Below are 22,640 nucleotides of genomic sequence, written 5' to 3'. Positions count from 1 at the left end.
TAAGTCTAGGAAAACCGCATGTGGAGTCTCATTCAAAAAATCTTTAAGGCTTTAATAATCGCGCCTTTAGATTTTATCACGAAGTATTTCAAGTCGTTTGTGCTGTTATTGATTGTATTAGTCTTTTTTAGCGCTAAAGAAAGCGCGCCAAGCGCCCCGCCCAATCTCGCTAAACTCTATTTAAATGGGGCGATTTTTAGCGCAGAGGATTTTGACAAAGAAGTGGATAAGATCTTAAAAACCCCTAGCATTAAGGGTGTTTTACTTTTGATTGACTCTCCTGGTGGGGCGGTGTCAGCGAGCGTGGAATTGAGCGAAAAAATCGCTGATTTGAAGCAAAAAATGCCCGTTTTAGCGTATGCTAGGGGGGTTATGGCGAGCGGGAGTTATTATGCGGGCATGCAAGCGAGCGAAGTTTATGCCTCTAAAGCGAGTTTGATCGGATCGATTGGGGTGATTTTTTCGGGCGCGAATGTGGAAAACTTGCTCAATAAAGTTGGCGTAGCCACTCAAGGCGTGCATGCGGGCGAATACAAAGAAATAGGCACTTTCACTAGGGCATGGAAACCCAACGAAAAAGAATTTTTGCAAAATTTAGTCAATGAGCAATACCAAATGTTTGTGAATGATGTCGCAAAAGCCAGGAAATTAGACGCTAAGGATTATAAGGATTTTGCTGAAGGGAAGGTCTTTAGCGCTCAAAACGCTCTAAAATTAAAACTCATTGATAAAATCAGCACGATCAAGCAAGCGCAAAATCGCTTAATGGAATTGAGTAAGGTTAAAAAAGCCTATTGGCTGGAAAAAAGCCCCATGGAGCGCTTCATTGAAAAAGCCACGCAATCAGCGACAAATATCATCACGCAAGCGTTTGGCTATCAATTATTAATGAGATGAACATGTTAGAATTTATTTTAAAAATTCAAGCTAGAGATTCTAAAGGCTTGGTGAGCGCGATTAGCACCACTATCGCTAACAAGGGCTATAATATCGTTAAAAACGATGAATTTGTTGATTCCTTAAAACAGCGCTTTTTCATGCGGCTAAAAATCCAAAAAGAAATTAAGCCCTTGAATACTGGAATTAAAGAGCAAGAAGAGCGATCCTTAAAAACCGCTCTTTTTAAAGCCCTAGAAAACTTTAACGAACTATTGATTGAAGTCATTTTAACGCATAAAAAAAACATCATTTTGCTCGCTACTAAAGAGAGCCATTGCTTAGGGGATTTGCTTTTAAGGGTGTATGGAGGGGAATTGAGTGCTCAAATTTTAGGCGTTATTTCCAACCACGAGATTTTACGCCCTTTAGTGGAAAAATTTGACATCCCTTATTTTTATGCGCCTTGTGATAATCAAGCTTTGCATGAAAAAGAAGTTTTAGCAATCATTAAAAACCTGGAATTAAAACACAAAGTGAGCGCGGATTTGCTCGTTTTAGCCAAATACATGCGCATTTTAAGCCATGATTTTACGAAGCGCTATGAAAACCAGATTCTCAATATCCATCATAGTTTCTTGCCCGCATTCATCGGGGCTAACCCTTATCAGCAAGCGTTTGAAAGGGGCGTGAAAGTCATCGGGGCCACGGCGCATTTTGTGAATGAAAGCCTTGATGCCGGGCCGATTATCATACAAGACACTCTGCCCATTAACCACAATTACAGCGTGGAAAAAATGCGCCTAGCGGGTAAGGATATAGAAAAACTGGTTTTGGCTAGGGCTTTAAAACTGGTTTTAGAAGATCGAGTGTTTGTGCATGAAAACAAAACGGTGGTGTTTTGAATGCTCCCATTAATACTGCCCTTAAATTGGCAAAGAGTGAGGCTTGGGGATATATTTTTCATTACGGCTGGAGGCGATTTATCTAAGCCACATTATTCAAATACAAAACAAAGTGATTTTAATTACCCCATTTATTCAAATGCGATTGAAAAAAAAGGTTTATGTGGATATTCATCTTTTTTTATTATTAAAAATAAGAGCATAACAATAACGGCTAGAGGAACAATAGGTGTTGCTTTTTTTAGAGACTATCCTTATGTCCCTATCGGTAGGCTTTTAGTCTTACAGCCAAAAATTAGTAATATTGATTGTAGGTTTTATGCGGAATATATCAATTCAAAAGTAAAATTTAACACCGAGCAAACTACTATTCCACAATTAACAATCCCAAAAGTTGCACTATGTGAAATCCCCCTACCCCCTCTAAACGAACAAATCGCTATCGCTAACATTTTAAGCGCTTTGGATCGTTATCTTTATGCATTAGACGCTCTCATTCTTAAAAAAGAGGGCGTTAAAAAAGCTTTAAGTTTTGAACTATTGAGCCAAAGAAAACGCTTGAAAGGCTTTAATCAAGCTTGGCAAAGAGTGAGGCTTGGGGATATTGCCAACTATTTAACATCAAATTTAAGTGTAGAACAAATCACGCAACAAGGAAAAATTAAAGTCTATGATGTGAATAATTTCATAGGCTATACAGATACAACTTTCATTAGTGATAAGCCTTATATTTCTATTGTCAAAGATGGAAGTGTAGGCAGAGTAAGGATTTTGCCACCTAAAACAAATATTTTATCTACTATGGGAGCGTTAATTGCTAATCATAGAACAACAACAGAGTTTTTATTTTATTTGTTATCTAATTTTGATTTTAAAAATTTCACAAGCGGTAGCATAATACCGCATATTTATTTCAAAGATTATAAAGAAAAGACTATTTTTTTACCCCCCCTAAACGAACAAATCGCTATCGCTAACATTTTAAGCGCTTTGGATAATGAGATCACCAGCCTTAAAAACAAAAAACGCCAATTTGAAAACATCAAAAAAGCTTTAAACCACGATTTAATGAGCGCTAAAATCAGGGTTTTAAAAAAATAAACGCCCCAAAAGTCAAGGACAAACCCACTTCGCAAAGCAAATCCCTAAGCTTTTAAGCTCAGGGGAACTTTGGCTAATAATAGAAAAGATTACTTTAAACCCCTTAAAAGAGATTTTAATGTATAATACTAGCCAAGAGTTTTTATCATGTTTTCTTTTCATGATAAACCCTTTTAAGAACAGATTTGCCCCATATCGCAACTATGGGGCGTGATGAAATCCTACAACAAACCCCCTTAAAACACCCCTAGATCGTGCCAAATACGCATGGTAAAGTTTTTGTACCCCAATTAACGGCCACTCAATTAGTAAAGCTTATCTTTATTTGACAAAAAACAGAGCCATTTGGCAATCATAAAAAAGAGGAAATTTAAAAGTTTAAAAATCTAATGGAGTTAAAAGGGCTAGTTTAAACGGATAAATTTACTAGATTAAAAGAAAGGGTTAAAAGCTAGGAGTAGCCCTAAGGCCGCCCCCACAAACGCCCCAATCAATACTGTTGGTTTTGTTGTTGCGCTTTTTGTTGTTGTTGTTGGTGTGCTTGTTGTTGTTGCTGTTGTTGAGCTTTTTGCTCTGCTTGTTGTTCAGCATGTTGTTGCGCGTTATGGTGGTGGTGTTCGCCGCCATAGTAATGGTGGTGGTGTGCATGGTGATGGTGGTGGTGTTGGCTGTTAGCCTGTTGTTGTTGCTGTTGTTGCGCTTGTTGTTGGTGTGCCATGATGACTCCCTTAATTGAAATTTAAATTCTAGCTCACTGGCTAGGATTTCATTTTATAATGCGAAATCTAACCAATTATTAACGAAAAAGATTTTAATACTAATTTTTAATACGAGCACCAATTTAAGTGCTTCTATTGTCAAAACTACCAACATCTGAATGAAAAAAGCTATAATAAAGAAGTTGCATTAAAAAGGAAAGACAAATCCCCTTTTTAAGGTATAATATGAGGAGTTTAGAAGCGCTTCTTATGGTAGTAGCTAAAAAGTCTTTAGGACAGCATTTTTTAACAGACGAGTCGTTTTTAGACAGAATTGTTAATGCTTTGCCCCCCTTAAACCCATTGAAATTAATTGAAATTGGCGTGGGGTTAGGGGATTTGACTCTTAAGTTGTTGGATCGCTATCCTTTAAAGACTTATGAGATAGATAGCAGTTTGTGCGAAAAAATGCGATCAAAACTAAAGGCGCAAAAAAAGCCTTTTGCATTAGAATTAGTGGAAAAAGACGCTCTTTTTTTAAAAGAAGAAGAGCCTTATTTTTTGATCTCTAATTTGCCTTATTATATCGCTACCAGGCTTGTTTTAAACGCGCTCAAAGACCCTAAATGCAGGGGTTTATTGGTGATGACGCAAAAGGAAGTGGCGCTCAAATTTTGCGCTAAAGATTCACAGAACGCCTTAAGCGTTTTAACTCAAGCAATAGGGGATGCTACCCTTTTGTTTGATGTGCCGCCTAGCGTGTTTAGCCCGCCTCCAAAGGTGTTTTCTAGCGTGTTTGAAGTGATTAAAGAGCCGCTGAAAGAAAAGGCGTTAGCTTCATTACTCCAAGCACCATTTTTTGAAGAAGCCCTACAAAAAGGGTTTGAAACATTAGAAGATTTTTTGAAAGCCTGTTTCTCATCTCCCAGGAAGACGCTTTCAAACAATCTTAAAAAAAGCGTTTCTTATAGAGAAAAGCTTGATAAGGTGTTAGATTTTTTAGCGTTAGAAAACCAACCAACAAGCGTGAGGGCGTCTGAGATAAAAGATTATCTCAAGCTCTTAGAATACCTTTTAAAAGGCTAATGCCTTTTTAAAAAATTGAAAGGAATAATCGTTATGACTGATAACAACCATTATGAAAACAATGAAAACAGCAGTGAAAATTCAAAAGCTCATCATGAGGCGCGAGCCGGAGCGTTTGAGCGATTCACCAACCGCAAAAAGCGTTTTAGAGAAAACGCGCAAAAAAACGTAGAGTCTTCAAACCATGAAGTGCTTTCACACCATAAAAAAGAGCACCACCCCAACAAAAAACCAAACCACCACCACAAAGCCAAACACACCCCCCAAAAGACCAGAAATTACGCCCAAGAAGAATTGGATAACAACAAAGTAGAGGGCGTTACGGAAATTTTGCATGTGAATGAGAGAGGGACTTTAGGCTTTCATAAGGAGCTCAAAAAGGGCGTTGAAGCTAATAACAAGATCCAGGTGGAGCATTTAAACCCGCATTATAAGATGAATCTAAACTCTAAAGCGAGCGTTAAAATCACGCCTTTAGGGGGATTGGGCGAAATTGGGGGGAACATGATGGTCATTGAAACCCCAAAAAGCGCGATCGTGATTGATGCGGGCATGAGCTTCCCTAAAGAAGGGCTCTTTGGCGTGGATATTTTAATCCCGGATTTTTCCTACTTGCACCAAATCAAGGACAAAATCGCTGGCATTATCATCACCCATGCCCATGAAGATCACATAGGGGCCACGCCTTATTTGTTTAAAGAGTTGCAATTCCCCCTTTATGGCACGCCCTTGAGTTTGGGGCTGATTGGGAGCAAGTTTGATGAACATGGTTTGAAAAAATACCGCTCGTATTTTAAAATCGTAGAAAAGCGTTGCCCCATTAGCGTGGGCGAATTTATCATTGAATGGATCCACATTACGCATTCTATTATTGACAGCAGCGCTTTAGCGATCCAAACTAAAGCCGGAACCATCATCCACACCGGCGATTTTAAAATCGATCACACCCCAGTGGATAATCTGCCCACTGATTTGTATCGTTTAGCGCACTATGGCGAAAAGGGGGTGATGCTTCTTTTAAGCGATTCCACTAATTCCCATAAATCCGGGACCACACCGAGTGAAAGCACCATAGCGCCGGCTTTTGATACGCTTTTTAAAGAAGCGCAAGGGAGAGTGATTATGAGCACATTCTCTAGCAATATCCACCGGGTGTATCAAGCCATACAATACGGCATTAAATACAACCGCAAGATCGCTGTGATCGGGCGCTCTATGGAAAAAAACCTAGACATCGCCAGAGAATTAGGCTATATCCATTTGCCTTATCAGTCTTTTATTGAAGCCAATGAAGTCGCTAAATACCCGGATAATGAAGTTTTAATCGTAACGACCGGCTCACAAGGCGAAACCATGAGCGCGCTTTATCGCATGGCGACTGATGAACACCGCCACATTTCTATCAAACCCAACGATTTAGTCATCATCTCCGCTAAAGCCATTCCTGGCAATGAAGCGAGCGTTTCAGCGGTATTGAATTTCTTAATCAAAAAAGAAGCTAAAGTGGCTTATCAAGAATTTGACAATATCCATGTGAGCGGGCATGCCGCCCAAGAAGAGCAAAAGCTCATGTTGAGACTCATCAAGCCTAAGTTTTTCTTACCCGTGCATGGGGAATATAACCATGTCGCGCGCCACAAGCAAACCGCTATTTCTTGTGGGGTGCCTGAAAAAAATATCTATTTAATGGAAGATGGCGATCAAGTGGAAGTTGGCCCTGCGTTCATTAAAAAAGTAGGCACGATTAAAAGCGGTAAAAGCTATGTGGATAACCAAAGCAATTTGAGTATTGACACAAGCATTGTGCAACAAAGAGAAGAAGTCGCTAGCGCTGGGGTGTTTGCCGCTACGATTTTTGTGAATAAAAACAAACAAGCGCTTTTAGAAAGCTCTCAATTTTCTAGTTTAGGACTTGTGGGCTTTAAAGATGAAAAGCATTTGACAAAAGAAATTCAAGGGGGATTGGAGTTGTTATTGAAATCCAGCAACGCCGAAATTTTGAATAGCCCTAAGAAATTAGAAGATCACACCCGTAATTTCATCAGAAAAGCGCTCTTTAAAAAGTTTAGAAAATACCCGGCTATTATTTGTCATGTCCATGCCACTTGATTACAACGCTATCGCCGCGCAAGTCTTAAGAGATGAAGCGAGCGCGCTTTTAGAAAGCGTTAAGCAATTCCAAAAACCTAACGATTTAGAAGCGATTGTTAGGCTCATTTTAAAAAGCCAAGAAAAAGGGGGTAAGCTTGTGATAGTGGGCGTGGGTAAGAGCGCTTTAGTGGCGCAAAAAATCGTTGCTTCTATGCTAAGCACCGGTAACAAAAGCGCGTTTTTACACCCCACAGAAGCCATGCATGGGGATTTGGGCATGGTGGAAAAAAACGATGTGGTTTTAATGATTAGCTATGGGGGCGAGTCTTTAGAATTATTGAATCTGGTGAGCCATTTAAAACGCTTGAGCCATAAAATCATCACTTTCACTAAAAGCCCCACCAGCTCGCTTTCTAAACTCGGCGATTATTATTTGAGCTTGAAAATTCAAAAAGAAGCTTGTCCGATTAACACCGCTCCAACGACTTCCACCACCCTAACTCTAGCGTTAGGCGATGTTTTAATGGCATGCTTGATGCGAGCGAAAAACTTTAGCCAAGAAGATTTTGCCTCCTTTCATCCGGGCGGGCTTTTAGGCAAAAAACTTTTTGTCAAGGTTAAAGACTTGCTGCAAACCACGAACCTCCCCTTAATCGCTCCTAGCACAAGCTTTAAAGACGCGCTCATAGAAATGAGTGAAAAACGACTAGGCAGCGCGATTTTAGTCAATGAGGCTAACGAGCTTGTGGGGATTTTGAGCGATGGCGATGTCCGTAGGGCGCTATTAAAAGGGCTTAACTTAAAGAGCGAAGTGAAGCGTTTTGCCACTTTAAAACCTAAAAGCTTTAAGAATTTAGACGCTCTTCTTTTAGAAGCGTTGGAATTTTTAGAGCGCCATAAGATCCAGCTTTTAGTGTGCGTGGATGATCACAATAAGGTTTTAGGGGTCTTGCACTTGCACCAACTTTTAGAATTAGGGCTTAAAGCATGAAAGCGAGCATTTATGATTTCACTCTAAAGGAATTGAGCCAGCTTTTAAAACCAAGCTTTAGGGCTAAACAGCTTTATTTGTGGCTCTATGCGAAGTATAAAACAAGCTTTAAAGACATGCAAAATAATTTTTCAAAAGATTTTATCGCTTATTTGGAGCAAGAATTTACTTTGCGCACGATAGAAATCACGCATGTGAGAGAGAGCGTTGATGGCTCTAAAAAATACCTTTTTAAATCTTTAAAAGATAACCACACTTTTGAAGCGGTGTTGTTGAAAATGAAGGATAAAAAGATTGATGAAGAAACGAACGCTATTTTAGAGGGGGAAAAATACACCGTATGCGTGTCTTGTCAAATCGGCTGTCAAGTGGGTTGCGCGTTTTGTTTCACTCAAAAAGGCGGTTTTGTAAGGAACTTAAAAGCGAGCGAGATTATCCAGCAAGCCCTACTCATTAAAGAAGACAATAACCTCCCCATTGAAAAAGCGCTCAACATTGTTTTTATGGGAATGGGCGAGCCTTTGAACAATTTAGATGAGGTGTGTAAAGCGATTGAGATTTTTAATGCTGGCATGCAAATTTCACCTAAAAGAATCACGATTTCCACTAGTGGCGTAGCCGATAAAATCCCCATTTTAGCGGGCAAAAACTTAGGCGTGCAATTAGCCATATCCTTACATGCCGTAGATGACAAAACGCGCTCATCTTTAATGCCCTTGAATAAAAAATACAATATTGAATGCGTTTTGAATGAAGTGAAAAAATGGCCTTTAGAGCAGCGCAAAAGAGTGATGTTTGAATACCTTTTGATCAAAGATTTAAACGATAGCCTGGATTGCGCTAAAAAACTTTTAAAACTTTTAAACGGCATTAAATCCAAAGTGAATTTGATTTTATTCAACCCGCATGAAGGCTCTAAGTTTGAGCGCCCTAGCTTAGAGAGCGCTAGAATGTTTGCGGATTTTTTAAACTCCAAAGGCTTATTATGCACCATTAGAGAATCTAAAGCCTTGGATATTGAAGCGGCTTGCGGGCAATTGAGAGAGAAAAAACTCTCCCAACAAATTTAAAAACTTTTTTTGTGGCGTTTGTCTTTTTTCTAATGGGGGGGCGTTGGTTTCACTCAAGCGATGATTCAAAAAAATTAGCGTTAAAATTCCTTCCATTAACAATTGGTTAGATTTTATATTGTAGAATGAAATCCTAGCCAGTGAGCTAGAATTTAAATTTTTAATCAAAGGAGTCATCATGGCACACCATGAAGAACAACACGGTGAACACCACCATCACCATCACACACACCACCACCACTATCATGGCGGTGAACACCACCATCACCACCACAGCTCTCATCATGAAGAAGGTTGTTGCAGCACTAGCGACAGTCATCATCAAGAAGAAGGTTGTTGCCACGGGCATCACGAGTAATATCGGTGTGGCTAGGGGCAACTTGACTAGGGTTGTCTCTGGCTTTGACTTCAAAATACCATCATTCAAATCTAACCCATTCTAATCAAACCCATTAAATCCAATCAAACCACTGCTTTATAGCATTCAAACATTAAATCCATTTTTCAATCAAAGAATATGCAAGTTGGCAAGTTGCCCTCCATTTTTTAAAATCAATTTTTATTTTTAGCTTTTTATCCTATGCTAGGGTTTAATCTGCATTCCAAAGAAACGCTAACAAATCCAAACGATAGAAATTATAACCTACATTCCAAAGATACAAGAAAACTAAAATAACGATTAAGTGAAGGGAAGTTTAATGCCAACGCTCCATAAAACAAAGCCTTGCGCTTTATGGTTCCAACCCCCACGCGTCTTTAAAGGAAGCTTTTTTAAGCTTTAAATTCAAACTCCCCTCGATCCACTTAGCGTTAGCCCCCTTTTCATTATTGTCAAACAAGAACACCCCTAAAAAGCCTCTAGGGGTTTTAATTAGGCTCAATTCCACGCTAGGAAGAATGATTTTGCTATCAGGTTTGACTTCAAAGGCTAGGAAAAAGGGGCGGTTGTTTTTGAAATCATAGCCATTTTTGGTGTATGAATAGCCAGGAGCGCTCTGCAAGATGCCTTTTTGGGTTTCCACGCTAAAAGAATCCAAGTAGTAAAACCCAGGCTCTAGCTTGAACGATTGGGGTTTGGCTAAAGCGTAGCGGTTTTTCCATAAGAGCATGAAGCGCTCACTCCCCAGCATGAATAAAGGCCCCCTAGGGTCTTTGAGCTTTGCTTTAGGGTTTTTTTTAAGCGCTTCATTGTGTTTAGCGACAACTTCTCTATCCACTTTGCGCCAATAAGTGCGCACGCTTTGGCCTTGATGAGCGATATAAAGATTCACCAAACCAGAATGATGGCCTTTAGGAGGCAAGCAAGAGACTAATAAAAGAGCGGCTAACAAACTCACAATTTGAAACTTCAAACAAATTCCTTAAAAAGAGTGGTGGCTGAATGCTAACATGCTAAAACTAAAACCCTTATAAGTTATGGATAAAAACTTAAAGAATAGGGTAAAATAAACGCATGCGAATAGACAAATTTTTACAATCAGTGGGTTTAGTGAAACGGCGCGTTTTAGCGACAGATATGTGCAATGTGGGGGCGGTGTGGCTCAATGGGAGTTGCGCTAAGGCTAGTAAAGAAGTGAAAGCGGGCGATGCGATTAGCTTGCACTATTTAAAAGGGATAGAAGAATACACGATTTTACAAATCCCCACTTTAAAAAATGTGCCACGAAAAGACACGCACCTTTATATCGCTCCTAAAACAAAAGAATCATGAGATAAAAGATCAATAAAAGACCAAGGATCAATCAGTGAAAGAATACAAAGACACCCTAAACTTAAACGCAACCACCTTTTCTATGAAAGGGAATTTGAGCGTTAATGAGCCTAAAACTTACGCCAAGTGGCAAGAGCAACAAGCGTTTAAACGCATGCAGAATAGGAAAGATAACCATGGGGTTTTCACTTTGCATGACGGGCCGCCTTATGCGAACGGGCATTTGCATTTAGGGCATGCCTTAAATAAAATTTTAAAAGACATTGTCGTTAAAAGAGAATATTTTAAAGGGAAGAAAATCTATTACACGCCCGGTTGGGATTGCCATGGCTTGCCCATTGAGCAGCAAATTTTAGAGCAATTAGAAAAAGAAAAAACAAGCCTAGAAAACCCCACGCTGTTTAGAGAAAAGTGCCGAGATCATGCGAAAAAGTTTTTAGAAATCCAAAAGAATGAATTTTTGCAATTAGGCGTTTTGGGGGATTTTGAAGATCCTTATAAAACCATGGATTTTAAATTTGAAGCGAGCATTTATAGGGCTTTAGTGGAAGTGGCTAAAAAAGGGCTTTTGAAAGAGCGCCATAAGCCTATTTATTGGAGTTATGCATGCGAGAGCGCTTTAGCGGAAGCTGAAGTGGAATACAAGATGAAAAAATCGCCCTCCATTTTCGTGGCGTTTGGTTTGAAAAAGGAGAGTTTAGAAAAATTAAAAGTCAAAAAAGCGAGTTTGGTGATCTGGACGACCACGCCTTGGACTTTGTATGCGAATGTGGCGATCGCTTTGAAAAAAGACGCTATCTATGCGCTCACCCAAAAAGGCTATTTAGTCGCTAAAGCCTTGCATGAAAAATTAGCCGCTTTAGGGGTGGTGGATAGTGAGATTATGCATGAATTCAATGCCAATGATTTAGAATACTTGAAAGCGCTCAATCCTTTAAACCAACGAGATTCCCTAATCACTCTAGGAGAGCATGTCGGTTTAGAAGATGGCACAGGAGCCGTGCATACTGCGCCCGGGCATGGTGAAGAGGACTACTATTTAGGCTTAAAATACAATTTAGAAGTGTTAATGTCTGTGGATGAAAAGGGTTGCTATGATGAGGGCATTATCCATAATCAATTATTGGATGAAAGCTATCTGGGCGAGCATGTTTTTAAGGCTCAAAAACGCATTATAGAGCAATTAGGCGATTCTTTATTGCTAGAGCAAGAGATTGAGCATTCCTACCCGCATTGCTGGAGGACGCACAAGCCTGTGATTTACAGAGCGACCACGCAATGGTTTATTTTAATGGATGAGCCTTTTATCCAAAATGATGGCTCTCAAAAAACCTTAAGAGAAGTGGCTTTAGATGCGATTGAAAAGGTGGAATTTGTGCCAAATAGCGGGAAAAACCGCCTAAAAATCATGATAGAAAACCGCCCTGATTGGTGCTTGAGCCGGCAAAGAAAATGGGGCGTGCCACTAGCTTTTTTCATAGACAAACGCACCAATAGGCCTTGTTTTGAAAGCGAAGTTTTGGAGCATACCGCTAAGCTCTTTGAAGAGAGAGGTTGTGATGTGTGGTGGGAGTATAGCGTGAAAGATCTATTGCCCCCTAACTATCAAGATAACGCCACGTATTATGAAAAAGTCATGCACATTTTAGACGTGTGGTTTGATAGTGGTAGCACCTTTAAGGCGGTTTTAGAAGACTATCAAGGAGAAAAAGGGCAAAGCCCTAGCGATGTGGTTTTAGAAGGGAGCGATCAACATAGGGGGTGGTTTCAAAGCTCGCTTTTAATCGGTTGCATTCTAAACAACCAAGCCCCTTTTAAAAAGGTCATCACGCATGGCTTCATCGTGGATGAAAAGGGCGAGAAAATGAGCAAGTCTAAGGGCAATGTGGTGTCTTTGGACAAGCTACTCAAAACGCATGGGAGCGATGTGGTGCGCTTGTGGGTAGCGTTTAATGACTACCAAAACGATTTGAGGGTTTCTCAAACCTTTTTCACTCAAACAGAACAGCATTATAAAAAATTCCGCAACACCCTAAAATTCTTACTCGCTAATTTTAGCGATATGGATCTTAAGAATTTAGAACGCCCCCATAACTTCAGCCCTTTAGATCATTTTATATTAGAGTCTTTAGAAACCATAAGCGCTGGAGTCAATAGCGCGTTTGAAGAGCATGATTTTGTGAAAGGCTTGAATGTTTTAATGGCGTTTGTTACCAATGAATTGAGCGGGATTTATTTAGACGCTTGTAAAGATAGCTTGTATTGCGATAGCAAAAATAATGAAAAACGCCAAGCCATTCAAATGGTTTTACTCGCTACAGCTAGTAAATTGTGCTACTTTTTAGCCCCGATTTTAACGCACACGATTGAAGAAGTTTTGGAGCACAGCCAAGCGCTGCGTATTTTTTTACAAGCCAAAGATGTGTTTGGTTTGAAAGACATTAGCGTTTCAGAAAAGCTCCACCTTAAAGAGTTTAAAAAACCAGAAAATTTTGAAGCCGTTTTGGCCTTGCGTTCTGCCTTTAATGAAGAGTTAGACCGATTGAAAAAAGAAGGCGTCATTAAAAATTCGTTGGAATGCGCTATTGAAGTGGGAGAAAAAGCGTTGTGTGAAAATTTAGTAGAAGAATTGCTGATGGTAAGCTTTGTGGGGATTGCAAAAGAAAAATTAAGCGAAACGCCAGCATTCACGCTCTTTAAAGCCCCCTTTTATAAATGCCCCAGGTGTTGGCGTTTTAAAAGCGAGCTAGAAAACGCCCCTTGCAAGCGTTGCGAACAGGTTTTAAAAGAGCGATGATAAAAGGATAGGGTTTTGGAAACTTTACAAACCCATAGAGTTTTACAAGCCCTAATTGGCCATTTTACCCCTTTTTTAGAAAGTGGGATCACAGAGCTGATAATCAATACCGAGCAGGAGCTTTGGCTTTATAAAGTCAATAACACACGAGAAAAAAGAGGGCATGCGCTTTTTGATAAGGCGTTTTTGCTGAGATTTTGCGAGCAACTGGCTAGTTTTAGGGGGTTGTTTTTTGATGAAGAGCACCCCACTTTAAATTGCTCTATCCCTTTCACGCGCTATAGGGTGAGCGCGAATCATTTTAGCATCACCACAAACAATCAAATCACGCTCAATATCCGTGTGCCTAGGCTTAAGCCCTTAAGTTTAGAGGATTTCACTTTCAAAACAAGCAATCCAAAAGGTTTGAAAGATTTAGCGCTTAAAGGGCATAACATTCTCATTAGCGGGGAGACTTCAAGCGGTAAAACAAGCTTATTGAACGCTCTTTTAGATTGCGTCAATAAAGATGAAAGGGTGGTGAGCGTTGAAGACAGCCAAGAATTGGATTTAAAAGCGTTTAGTAATTGCGTGGGGCTTTTAGTGGGCAAGCAAGAAAACACGCGCTTTAATTATGAAGACGCTCTCAATATGGCCATGCGCTTAAACCCGGACAGGCTCATTGTGGGCGAGATTGACACCAGGAATGCAGCGCTCTTTTTGCGTTTAGGAAACACCGGGCATAAGGGCATGCTCTCAACCATTCACGCTAATAGCGCTCAAAACACTTTAGAAGCCCTTTCGTTGAATTTAAGCATGCGTTATACGCATTCTTTGGATAAGGATTTAATGCGAGCGTATTTTAGAAGCGCGATTGATGTGATTGTGCATGTGAATAGGATCAACAATGAGCGCCAAATCGCTGAAGTCTTATGGACTAAAGAGCTTTAAATGCCCCTAAAATCCTTAAAAAACCGCTTGAATCAGCATTTTGAACTATCGCCTCGCTACGGGAGCGTGAAAAAAATCATGCCCAATATCGTTTATGCGGATGGCTTTAACCCGTCTGTGGGCGATGTGGTGAAGATTGAAAAAAGCGATGGCACTGAATGCGTGGGAATGGTGGTGGTGGCAGAAAAAGAGCAGTTTGGTTTCACGCCCTTTAATTTTATAGAGGGGGCTAGGGCTGGCGATAAGGTGCTGTTTTTAAAAGAGGGGTTGAATTTCCCTGTGGGCCGTAATCTTTTAGGGAGGGTGCTTAACCCTTTAGGGCAAGTCATTGACAATAAAGGAGCGCTAGATTATGAGCGATTAGCGCCTGTGATTACAACGCCTATAGCCCCTTTAAAAAGAGGCTTGATTGATGAGGTTTTTAGCGTGGGAGTGAAGAGCATTGATGGGCTTTTGACTTGCGGTAAGGGGCAAAAACTGGGCATTTTTGCCGGCTCTGGGGTGGGTAAATCCACGCTAATGGGCATGATCACTAGGGGTTGCTTAGCGCCTATTAAAGTGATCGCTTTGATTGGGGAAAGGGGCAGAGAAATCCCTGAATTTATAGAGAAAAACTTAAAAGGGGATTTAAGCTCTTGCGTGTTGGTGGTCGCTACGAGCGATGATAGCCCTTTAATGCGCAAATACGGGGCCTTTTGCGCGATGAGCGTGGCGGAGTATTTTAAAAACCAGGGGCTAGATGTGTTGTTTATCATGGATTCAGTGACTCGTTTCGCTATGGCTCAAAGAGAGATTGGTTTAGCCTTAGGCGAACCGCCCACTTCCAAAGGCTACCCCCCATCCGCACTTTCTTTATTGCCTCAATTGATGGAGAGAGCGGGTAAGGAAGAAAATAAGGGGAGCATTACGGCTTTTTTTAGCGTGCTAGTGGAGGGCGATGATTTGAGCGATCCCATAGCCGATCAGGCTAGGAGTATTTTAGACGGGCATATTGTCTTAAGCAGGGAATTAACCGATTATGGGATCTACCCGCCTATCAATATTTTAAACTCCGCATCAAGGGTGGCTAAAGACATCATCAGCGAGTCTCAAAACCTTTGTGCGAGAAAATTCCGCCGTTTGTATGCGCTATTGAAAGAAAATGAAATGCTCATTCGTATCGGCTCTTATCAAATGGGGAACGATAAAGAGCTTGATGAAGCGATTAAAAAAAAGGCTTTAATGGAGCAATTTTTAGCGCAAGATGAAAACGCTTTACAGCCTTTTGAACAAAGCTTTCAGCAATTAGAAGAAATCTTAAGATAAAAGGAATATCATGGAATCACAGCTCATGAAACTCGCCATTGAAACTTATAAAATCACTTTGATGATTTCTTTACCGGTATTACTAGCGGGCTTAGTGGTGGGGCTATTAGTCAGCATTTTTCAAGCGACCACTCAAATCAATGAAATGACTTTGTCTTTTGTGCCTAAGATTTTAGCCGTGATTGGGGTGCTGATTTTAACCATGCCGTGGATGACTAACATGCTTTTAGACTACACCAAAACCTTAATCAAGCTCATTCCTAAAATCATAGGCTAGAAAATGCTAGAAACCATTATTGATTTTTCTCGTTACAGCAGCGTGAAAATCGGTGCACCTTTGAAAGTGAGCGTTTTGGAAAACGATAATGAAATTTCTCAAGAACACCAGATTATAGGTTTAGCGAACAACCTTTTAATCGCTCCTGGCGCGAAAAATCTCGCTTTATTGGGCAAGAATTACGATTACATTTGCGATCAGGGTGAGTGGGTGGAGGTAGGGGGAGCGACTAATGCTTCTAAAATTTTTAATTATTTTAGAGCGAATGATTTAGGGGGTTTGGAGTTTTTAGGGCAATTGCCTGGCACTTTAGGGGCGTTAGTTAAAATGAATGCTGGCATGAAAGAATTTGAAATAAAAAATGCTTTAGAAAGCGCTTGTGTTAATAACCAATGGCTAGAGAATGAAGCGCTAGGGTTAGATTATCGCAGCAGCAAATTTAATGGCGTTGTTTTAAGAGCGAGGTTTAAAAAAACGCATGGCTTTAGAGAAGAGGTTTTAAAAGCGTGTAAAAACATGCGCAAAAGCCACCCCAAATTGCCTAATTTTGGGAGCTGTTTCAAAAACCCGCCTAACGATTATGCAGGCAGGCTTTTAGAGAGCGTGGGCTTAAGGGGGTATCGCTTAAAAAGAGTGGGCTTTGCCAAAGAGCATGCGAATTTTTTGGTGAATTTGGGGGACGCAGAATTTGAAGAAGCCCTAGATCTGATAGAACTCGCCAAAACCAGAGTGTTACAAGAATACGGCATTCATTTAGAAGAAGAAGTGAAGATTTTAAGGTAGAAAATGGCTAAGAAAAATCAATCTCAAAGATTAAGCAAACAGCATAAAGAGTCTTTGGGCGTTACGAATATTTTTACCGATGAGGCCAAATTGCACGATATGGGTGTGAGCAGTATCTCTAAACTTGTTATGCAAAAACTTGAAAATGAATTTAAGGGCTTGTCATTTAGGCACAGAGCAAGCATAACTAAGAGAGAAATTAATTCCGTATTGCAAGGACTTGATAGTGAGCTTGGAAGAACCTTGTTTGTTCAAAGTTCTAAAATAAAACCTGATGGAGGTATTATTGAAGTTAAAGATGATGATGGGAATTGGAGAGTTATATTGATAACAGAAGCTAAATATCAAGGAAAAGATATAGAAAATATTCAAAAAGGAATATTGGTGGGCAAAGATAGCAATCAAGATTTAATGCAGGCTGGGAATGCTATAGAAAGGGCGTATAAAAATATTGCTGAAATGGCTAACTTTATGCTCAAAGAATTACATTTTCCTTACATTTTATTTTTAGAAGGTTCTAATTTTTTAACTCAAACCATATCGGTAAAAAGACCTGATGGAAGGGTAGTAATTCTTGAGTATAATTCTGGAGTTCTTAATAGATTGGATAAATTAACGGCAGCTAATTACGGAATGCCCATCAATCAAAATTTATGTCAAAACAAGTTTGTTCAGTATAAAGATAGAGTTATTATGTTACAAGCTATTTCTATTTACACACAAGGAGATGGACAAAGATGGAATTTAAATAAAATGTTTGAAGTCATGTTTGAAGTAGCTAAAACTTCTCTTAAAATCTTAGGTAGTTCACTTTTTAATCAAATTACTAGTAAAAACAATGTCAAGAAAAGCGACTAATCAAATATTGCAAAAAGCCAAGCAACTTAAAAGCGATGAATTTTATACGCAATTGGTAGATATAGAAAATGAGTTGCAATACTATAAACAACATTTTAAAAATAAAGTTGTTTTTTGTAATTGTGATGACGCAAGGGTGAGTAATTTTTTTAAATACTTCTTTATTCATTTTCAAGAACTAGGGATTAAAAAATTGATTTCTGCTTGCTATGTGGAATCAAAAATATTTAGTGGTAGCAACCAAAATTCAAAAGGATTTTATTGCAAATATGAAGGGAAAAAGGATTGGCAAACAACCATTAATGAGCTGAATTTTTTCAAAGGAGATGGTGATTTTCGCAGTAAGGAGAGCATTCAGTTGTTAAAAGAAGCAGATATTGTAGTAACTAATCCACCTTTTTCACTTTTTAGAGAGTTTGTAGCACAATTGATCGAACACAACAAGAAATTTTTGATTATTGGGAATATCAATGCAATTACATACAAAAACATCTTTACTCTAATTAAAAACAATAAAGCATGGTTAGGCATGCATCTTGGTCGAGGGATTTCAAGTTTTATTGTTCCACGACATTATGAACTTTATGGCACAGAAACCAAAATTGATAGCTTAGGTAATCGCTTGATCTCTCCTAATAATTGTTTATGGCTTACAAATTTGGATTATAAAAAAAGACATGAGATATTACCACTCACAAAAAAATACGATAAAAATAAGTACGAGCTATACGATAATTTTGATGGAATTAATGTGAATAGAACCATAGATATACCTTTGGACTATAGGGGTTCTATGGGAGTCCCTATAACTTTTTTACACAAGTTTAACCCTAATCAGTTTGAGATTATTGGTTTTAGGAAGGGAAATGATGGCAAGGATTTGTCCGTGAATGGTAAATGCCCTTATTTTAGAGTTTTAATTAGACATAAAAAAGATTACTGAAGGTGTATTCTTAATGCTTAGTTTTACAAAAAAAGGACTTTAAAAAAGTCTTTACCCTAAAATAAAAATAATTTCTAATAGTTTGCGATCTGATGTGGGTTTTAAAAGAGTGCATTTGTTGGTCTTTGGCCATTTCAAGGCGTTCTTTCAAAAAATCGTTTTTAAAAGGGGTGCAAAAAAGGTTTGCAAGCCAAAAACTCGCTTCAGCCTCATAGCAAATCAAACGCCCGTTCAAAGAACTGACAGAACGCCACGGCTTGTATTTGATGAAATGGAGCATGATGATGTTTTTAGGGTAGTGCTGGTTGAAAAAGTCAGAATAGCAATTATAATAAATAGGCAATTCTAAAATACGCTCCCAAAACACCATATTAACCAAACACTGCTCAGGGTAGAAAAGGTCTTTCCCCCTAGTTTTTAAAAACTCTAAAGCGATCTTTTCAAACCCGTCTTGACGCCACCGATCCAGATGCGCTACCAAAAAGCCCATGTTAAAGCCTTGATGGATGCGTTTTAATTCGTTTGGGCTAAAGCGTGAAAAATCCATTTTAAAATTCCTACAAGCCCGCTCGCAAAAATCACAAAAGGCTTCAAAAGGAAGGTGGGAAAAAGTGTCTTTCACCATGCCAAGTGATTTAGTAGGGTCATTATCTAGTGCAAAATAAGCGCTTGCAACATCGCCCAAAAACACCGTATCCACATCTATAGAAATGATTTTAGAATAATCAGGGAAGAGTGAAGCGAGCAAAAGCCGGCACAAAACAAGAAGCCCGCCATAACGCTTGGAACAAGACTCATTAAGGTAGCTTTCTATGGAATGATCTAGCGAGTTAATGTCTATGAACTCCAATGAAGCGAATTTTTTAAAAGGCTCAAGGGTTTTTAAAAGCTTGTTTTGTTGCTCTAAAGTGACGCCTTTAATCAAACAATGGATTTTATACACGATGTTAGCGCCTAAAAGCTCGTTGTTTTGACTTAAGGGGCTAAAATCTATCGCGCTTGTGTGCCTGCTCGCATGTGAAAGTAAAGAATAAAGGCTCACGCCAGCCCCTAGCGCGTAATTCTTATCAAAACTCATAAAAATAGGGATAATTTGATTTTGTAAAGTTTGCGCATCCATTAGATTATCCTTTAATAGCGCTTTTTGAGTGGTTTAAAATCGCATGCCTAACTTCTCCAACGCTTCCTGTGTAAAGGTTGTTGAATTGGGTTTTATTGAAAGTGTTTTGGCGCTTGGCTAATTGGATGGTGTTAGAGATAATCGCTTCTTCTAGCTTCTTTAAAGTGAGTTGTTTTTCTAAAAAAAGAATGCTCTCTTTAACGCCTATGGCTTTAAAAGGCTGCGAATCTTTAGGGTATTGAGCATAAAGGGCTTTGATTTCTTCTATAAGGCCACAATCAAGCATGTTCTTGGTGCGCTGTTTGATGTTGTTTGCAAGCGCGCTTTTTTCAATAGAAAGAGCGAATAATGAGATGGCATGCTCAAAGGGTTTTTTAGGGTTAGTTTTAAAATACTCGCTTGGGGGCGTGTGGGTGGAATAAAAGATTTCTAAAGCCTTATGGATGCGGTAAGTGTCGTTTGGATGGATTTTAAAAGCGCTTGTGGGGTCAATGGATTTTAAGAATGCATAAGGGTTAGCCAAAGAGTTGATTTCTTGCTCTATTTTTACAGCCTCCTCACCGCTAATTTTTGGCATGCTGCTCAAACCTTCTAAAATGGATTTGAGATAAAAACTGCTCCCCCCCACAATGAGTAATACCTCTTTAGAAGACACCCTCATAGCGTCCTCTAAAAGGGTTTTAAAAAGGGGAGCGTTATTTTTTTCATCAATGTTAAGGTAATCTAGGGCGTAATGCTTGATATTTTTTCGTTCTTTCAAGCTCGGTTTAGCCGAAGCGATATTAATGTCTTTATAAATACTCAAAGAATCCAAAGAAAAGATTTCAGCGTCCAATTCTTGGGCTAATTCAATGGAAAGAGCGCTTTTCCCGCTCCCGCTAGGCCCTAGAAGCGCGATGAGTTTCTTAGGCGTTTTGATGAACGCTCTCCCTCTTGTAGGTGTTTAAAAACCCTTCTAAGTCAAATTTTTTACGGCATTCTTCGGTGAAAAGATGGATCATCAAATCCCCTAAATCCAAAATGATCCACTCTTCATTAGACTCATCTATTTGGTAAAAGACTTCGCCTAAAGGCTTAAGGGTGTTTTTAAGCGCGTCTAATAAAGAAAGGGCATGCTTATTCGCTAGCGTGGTGGCGATAATGACATCTTCTACCAAGTAGGGGGTTTTGGATAAATCAATATGCGTAATATCAAAAGCTTTTTTTTCATCTAATAAAGCCGTAATCGTTTCTATGCGTTTGTTCATGAGTTTCCTAAAAAATGGGTTAAAATAGCCTTATTATAACTTAAATCAAGGAAGATTAATGACCCCTGAATTAAAATCCCTAGGCGCTAAAACGCCCTATATTTTTGAATACAACAGCCAGTTATTAGAAGCTTTCCCCAACCCAAACCCCAATTTAGACCCCTTAATCACGCTAGAGTGTAAGGAATTTACAAGCCTTTGCCCCATCACCTCCCAGCCGGATTTTGGCATTATCTACATCCGCTATATCCCTAAAGATAAAATGGTAGAAAGCAAGTCCTTAAAACTCTATTTATTCAGTTACAGAAACCATGGGAGTTTTCATGAGAGCTGTATCAATACGATATTACTAGATTTAGTCCAATTGCTAGAGCCAAAGTATTTGGAAGTGTATGGGGATTTTGCCTCTAGGGGTGGGATTGCAATCAAGCCCTTTGTGAATTACGCGATCAAAGAATACCAGGAATTTAAAGAAAAACGCCTTTTGAATGCGAAATGACCTAAAAATTCATTGTGTATCTGTTAATATTTTTTGGTTATAGTTTTGGGCATATCAAAATTAGGATTGCTGACAATGAAATTCATTCTCAAAAATTTGTCTTCTCTCTCTCTCTCTCTCTTGTAAGATTAAAATTTCTTATTACTCTTCATCTAGGCTCTTACCTAGCCACTCAATTTTTCAAATTTCGCATTTAATTTTTTCAACCCCATATTTTAGGCGTTTTCTATATACATGTGGGGTTAATAAAGTTAAAAAAAGGACAAAAATGGCGTATTCAAAAATCAAAGCTTTTAATAGCAAGTTTAAAGAAAATGAAAAGAAAGGTCTTGTAATTTGTGGGTTGCAATTTGGAACTGATGGAGATAAAAAGCCACATAAAATCGCTAATTTGTTAGATGATTATAAAGGCAAAAAGCATTGCTTCTCTAATTTTGTCAATTATCCTAGCAAAGATGATTTTGCTTTTCAAAAACGCATTACTAAATTTTTTGGTTTATGGGATTGTTGCTTGGAAACAGACTTTGATAAAGTGGGGGCGTTTGAAAGAAGTCTTATAGGGATAAACTGGCTTAGCAACGGAGCAGACAGCATGGATAACGAAAACTGTCATTCATTTTTTCAAGCAGAACACAAAGAAAGCTTTTTGCATCATTTGGAAGTCCTAGAGCCTAAATTGTTATTCTTCTTTGGGATTGATATGCTAAGGGCTTTAAATGATGAAAGAATTAAACCTTATGCTGAAAATTTTCTAGGTAAGGCTAAAAATGAGCCAAATTATATCACTAAGCCTTTTGAAGGCAAGTCTTTTAGGGTAGGGTTTCAAAGTTTTGAAAAATGCGAAGTTGTAGCTTTCCCACACCCTACAGGCACGATAGGGCTAAGTGATGAATACATTGCTCTTTTTAAAGATGAAATTAAACCTTTAATTGAAAATTACAGAAAGTCTAAGGGTGTGTGAGTTAAAAAGGGAGTCAAAAAATGAGTGAGAATAAAGAAATTTTAGAAAGAATGGCTACAGCGTTAGAAACTATGGCACAAGCAACGCAAAATTTAGTCAAACAGCAAGAAAAAATTGCTGAAGAAGTAAAAGGTCTTAGCAGGTTGTTTGCTTATTGGATTGATGGGCATACTTGTTATGAAGCAGGGGCGGGTGCGTTAGTTACGCCATTAGTCAATATCAACCGCAATTTAAGAATGCTAAACGAACAAGCTTTTAAGGTGCTAGAGAGTCAAAACTTGCTAGACCCACAAGCAAAAAAGGAGTTGTGCAACACTTTGTATGAGATTAAAAACTTTACATGGTATTGTGGGGGGAGTTATGATAAAAGCCATAAGGAATAATTTAAGGA

Annotated in this window: 24 protein-coding genes and 2 pseudogenes; 20 read left to right on the top strand and 6 right to left on the bottom strand. The window is 39.0% G+C overall.

Annotated features, from left to right (window positions below):
- Positions 1-18: 18 nt before the first annotated feature.
- Genes sppA through HPSH112_RS07135 form a run of 3 tightly spaced genes read left to right on the top strand, consistent with a single transcriptional unit; the run spans position 19 to position 2,882 of the window.
- Positions 19-897, top strand: a complete 879-nt coding sequence (sppA, locus tag HPSH112_RS07145; RefSeq protein ID WP_000269726.1) for a signal peptide peptidase SppA — start codon at positions 19-21, stop codon at positions 895-897.
- A 2-nt stretch (positions 898-899) separates the two neighbouring features.
- The gene (purU, locus tag HPSH112_RS07140; protein ID WP_000889166.1) at positions 900-1,781 is read left to right on the top strand and encodes a formyltetrahydrofolate deformylase; all 882 of its coding nucleotides are present in this window, start codon (positions 900-902) and stop codon (positions 1,779-1,781) included.
- A complete protein-coding gene (locus tag HPSH112_RS07135; RefSeq protein ID WP_000937127.1) occupies positions 1,782-2,882 on the top strand; it encodes a restriction endonuclease subunit S in 1,101 nt (366 codons plus the stop codon).
- A gap of 444 nt (positions 2,883-3,326) precedes the next feature.
- Here HPSH112_RS07135 and HPSH112_RS08830 read toward each other — a convergent pair whose 3' ends face one another.
- Together HPSH112_RS08830 and hpnL are read right to left on the bottom strand one after the other, a co-directional pair.
- On the bottom strand, positions 3,327-3,515 hold the full coding sequence (locus tag HPSH112_RS08830; protein ID WP_228921638.1) for a hypothetical protein: 189 nt from the start codon (positions 3,513-3,515) through the stop codon (positions 3,327-3,329).
- Positions 3,436-3,600, bottom strand: a pseudogene (gene hpnL, locus HPSH112_RS07130) (nickel-binding protein HpnL); the annotation flags it as partial. The gene HPSH112_RS08830 and the pseudogene hpnL, both read right to left, overlap by 80 nt.
- Before the next feature lie 250 nt (positions 3,601-3,850).
- Between hpnL and rsmA the strand changes: the two are divergent.
- The 6 genes and pseudogenes from rsmA (at position 3,851) to HPSH112_RS08825 (ending at position 9,261) form a co-directional block, all read left to right on the top strand.
- A complete protein-coding gene (gene rsmA, locus HPSH112_RS07125) occupies positions 3,851-4,666 on the top strand; it encodes a 16S rRNA (adenine(1518)-N(6)/adenine(1519)-N(6))-dimethyltransferase RsmA (protein WP_041199845.1) in 816 nt (271 codons plus the stop codon).
- 33 nt (positions 4,667-4,699) lie between these two features.
- Positions 4,700-6,775, top strand: a complete 2,076-nt coding sequence (locus tag HPSH112_RS07120) for a ribonuclease J (protein WP_000131597.1) — start codon at positions 4,700-4,702, stop codon at positions 6,773-6,775.
- The gene (locus tag HPSH112_RS07115; protein WP_000062512.1) at positions 6,759-7,748 is read left to right on the top strand and encodes a KpsF/GutQ family sugar-phosphate isomerase; all 990 of its coding nucleotides are present in this window, start codon (positions 6,759-6,761) and stop codon (positions 7,746-7,748) included. The genes HPSH112_RS07120 and HPSH112_RS07115 overlap by 17 nt, the downstream gene beginning before the upstream one ends.
- Positions 7,745-8,818 (top strand): 23S rRNA (adenine(2503)-C(2))-methyltransferase RlmN, encoded by a 1,074-nt coding sequence (gene rlmN, locus HPSH112_RS07110; protein ID WP_000647774.1) that lies wholly within the window; start codon positions 7,745-7,747, stop codon positions 8,816-8,818. Before HPSH112_RS07115 ends, rlmN begins: the two co-directional genes overlap by 4 nt.
- A 178-nt stretch (positions 8,819-8,996) precedes the next feature.
- Positions 8,997-9,113: pseudogene (locus tag HPSH112_RS09030) on the top strand (hypothetical protein); the annotation flags it as partial.
- The gene (locus tag HPSH112_RS08825) at positions 9,064-9,261 is read left to right on the top strand and encodes a hypothetical protein (RefSeq protein ID WP_228839848.1); all 198 of its coding nucleotides are present in this window, start codon (positions 9,064-9,066) and stop codon (positions 9,259-9,261) included. The pseudogene HPSH112_RS09030 and the gene HPSH112_RS08825, both read left to right, overlap by 50 nt.
- A 288-nt stretch (positions 9,262-9,549) precedes the next feature.
- On the opposite strand, the gene HPSH112_RS07100 is transcribed toward HPSH112_RS08825, so the two are convergent.
- A complete protein-coding gene (locus tag HPSH112_RS07100) occupies positions 9,550-10,170 on the bottom strand; it encodes a hypothetical protein (protein WP_000671842.1) in 621 nt (206 codons plus the stop codon).
- A 101-nt stretch (positions 10,171-10,271) separates the two neighbouring features.
- Between HPSH112_RS07100 and HPSH112_RS07095 the strand changes: the two genes are divergently transcribed.
- Genes HPSH112_RS07095 through HPSH112_RS07060 form a run of 8 tightly spaced genes read left to right on the top strand, consistent with a single transcriptional unit; the run spans position 10,272 to position 18,422 of the window.
- Positions 10,272-10,529, top strand: a complete 258-nt coding sequence (locus HPSH112_RS07095; protein WP_001217152.1) for an RNA-binding S4 domain-containing protein — start codon at positions 10,272-10,274, stop codon at positions 10,527-10,529.
- A 34-nt stretch (positions 10,530-10,563) separates the two neighbouring features.
- Entirely contained in the window at positions 10,564-13,326 is a 2,763-nt protein-coding gene (gene ileS / locus HPSH112_RS07090; RefSeq protein ID WP_000666202.1) for an isoleucine--tRNA ligase, read from the top strand.
- Positions 13,327-13,341: 15 nt separating this feature from the next.
- On the top strand, positions 13,342-14,256 hold the full coding sequence (locus HPSH112_RS07085; RefSeq protein ID WP_000449327.1) for a CpaF/VirB11 family protein: 915 nt from the start codon (positions 13,342-13,344) through the stop codon (positions 14,254-14,256).
- Positions 14,257-15,561 carry a flagellar protein export ATPase FliI gene (fliI, locus tag HPSH112_RS07080; protein ID WP_001128779.1) on the top strand — a complete coding sequence of 435 codons (1,305 nt, stop codon included), beginning with the start codon at positions 14,257-14,259 and terminating at the stop codon, positions 15,559-15,561.
- A 10-nt stretch (positions 15,562-15,571) separates the two neighbouring features.
- Positions 15,572-15,838 carry a flagellar biosynthesis protein FliQ gene (gene fliQ, locus HPSH112_RS07075; RefSeq protein ID WP_000445741.1) on the top strand — a complete coding sequence of 89 codons (267 nt, stop codon included), beginning with the start codon at positions 15,572-15,574 and terminating at the stop codon, positions 15,836-15,838.
- Between the two features lie 3 nt (positions 15,839-15,841).
- Complete coding sequence (locus tag HPSH112_RS07070; protein WP_000894397.1) at positions 15,842-16,621, top strand: UDP-N-acetylmuramate dehydrogenase; 780 nt, start codon at positions 15,842-15,844, stop codon at positions 16,619-16,621.
- Between the two features lie 3 nt (positions 16,622-16,624).
- Positions 16,625-17,479, top strand: coding sequence for an EcoRI family type II restriction endonuclease (locus HPSH112_RS07065; protein ID WP_001085413.1), 855 nt, complete (start codon positions 16,625-16,627; stop codon positions 17,477-17,479).
- A complete protein-coding gene (locus HPSH112_RS07060; RefSeq protein WP_000087157.1) occupies positions 17,460-18,422 on the top strand; it encodes an adenine-specific methyltransferase EcoRI family protein in 963 nt (320 codons plus the stop codon). Before HPSH112_RS07065 ends, HPSH112_RS07060 begins: the two co-directional genes overlap by 20 nt.
- 10 nt (positions 18,423-18,432) lie before the next feature.
- Here HPSH112_RS07060 and HPSH112_RS07055 read toward each other — a convergent pair whose 3' ends face one another.
- From HPSH112_RS07055 to rsfS, 3 genes are read right to left on the bottom strand one after another with little or no spacing between them, the layout of a single operon-like run.
- Positions 18,433-19,542 (bottom strand): glycosyltransferase family 8 protein, encoded by a 1,110-nt coding sequence (locus HPSH112_RS07055; RefSeq protein WP_000339999.1) that lies wholly within the window; start codon positions 19,540-19,542, stop codon positions 18,433-18,435.
- Between the two features lie 4 nt (positions 19,543-19,546).
- Positions 19,547-20,440, bottom strand: coding sequence for a tRNA (adenosine(37)-N6)-dimethylallyltransferase MiaA (gene miaA / locus HPSH112_RS07050; RefSeq protein ID WP_080024728.1), 894 nt, complete (start codon positions 20,438-20,440; stop codon positions 19,547-19,549).
- Between the two features lie 7 nt (positions 20,441-20,447).
- Complete coding sequence (gene rsfS, locus HPSH112_RS07045; protein WP_001042231.1) at positions 20,448-20,789, bottom strand: ribosome silencing factor; 342 nt, start codon at positions 20,787-20,789, stop codon at positions 20,448-20,450.
- A gap of 58 nt (positions 20,790-20,847) precedes the next feature.
- Between rsfS and queF the strand changes: the two genes are divergently transcribed.
- From queF to HPSH112_RS07030, 3 genes are all read left to right on the top strand, one after another.
- Positions 20,848-21,288: a preQ(1) synthase gene (queF, locus tag HPSH112_RS07040; RefSeq protein WP_000187076.1), complete on the top strand. Its 441-nt coding sequence runs from the start codon at positions 20,848-20,850 to the stop codon at positions 21,286-21,288.
- 268 nt (positions 21,289-21,556) lie between these two features.
- Positions 21,557-22,249 (top strand): hypothetical protein, encoded by a 693-nt coding sequence (locus tag HPSH112_RS07035; RefSeq protein WP_000331765.1) that lies wholly within the window; start codon positions 21,557-21,559, stop codon positions 22,247-22,249.
- Positions 22,250-22,269: 20 nt separating this feature from the next.
- Entirely contained in the window at positions 22,270-22,632 is a 363-nt protein-coding gene (locus tag HPSH112_RS07030) for a hypothetical protein (RefSeq protein WP_001293550.1), read from the top strand.
- Positions 22,633-22,640 lie beyond the last annotated feature (8 nt).

This window comes from Helicobacter pylori Shi112 (assembly GCF_000277405.1).
In the GTDB taxonomy this organism is placed as follows: domain Bacteria; phylum Campylobacterota; class Campylobacteria; order Campylobacterales; family Helicobacteraceae; genus Helicobacter; species Helicobacter pylori_C.
Note: the sequence above shows the minus strand (reverse complement) of the source record. Positions and strands in the feature narration are given on the sequence as shown.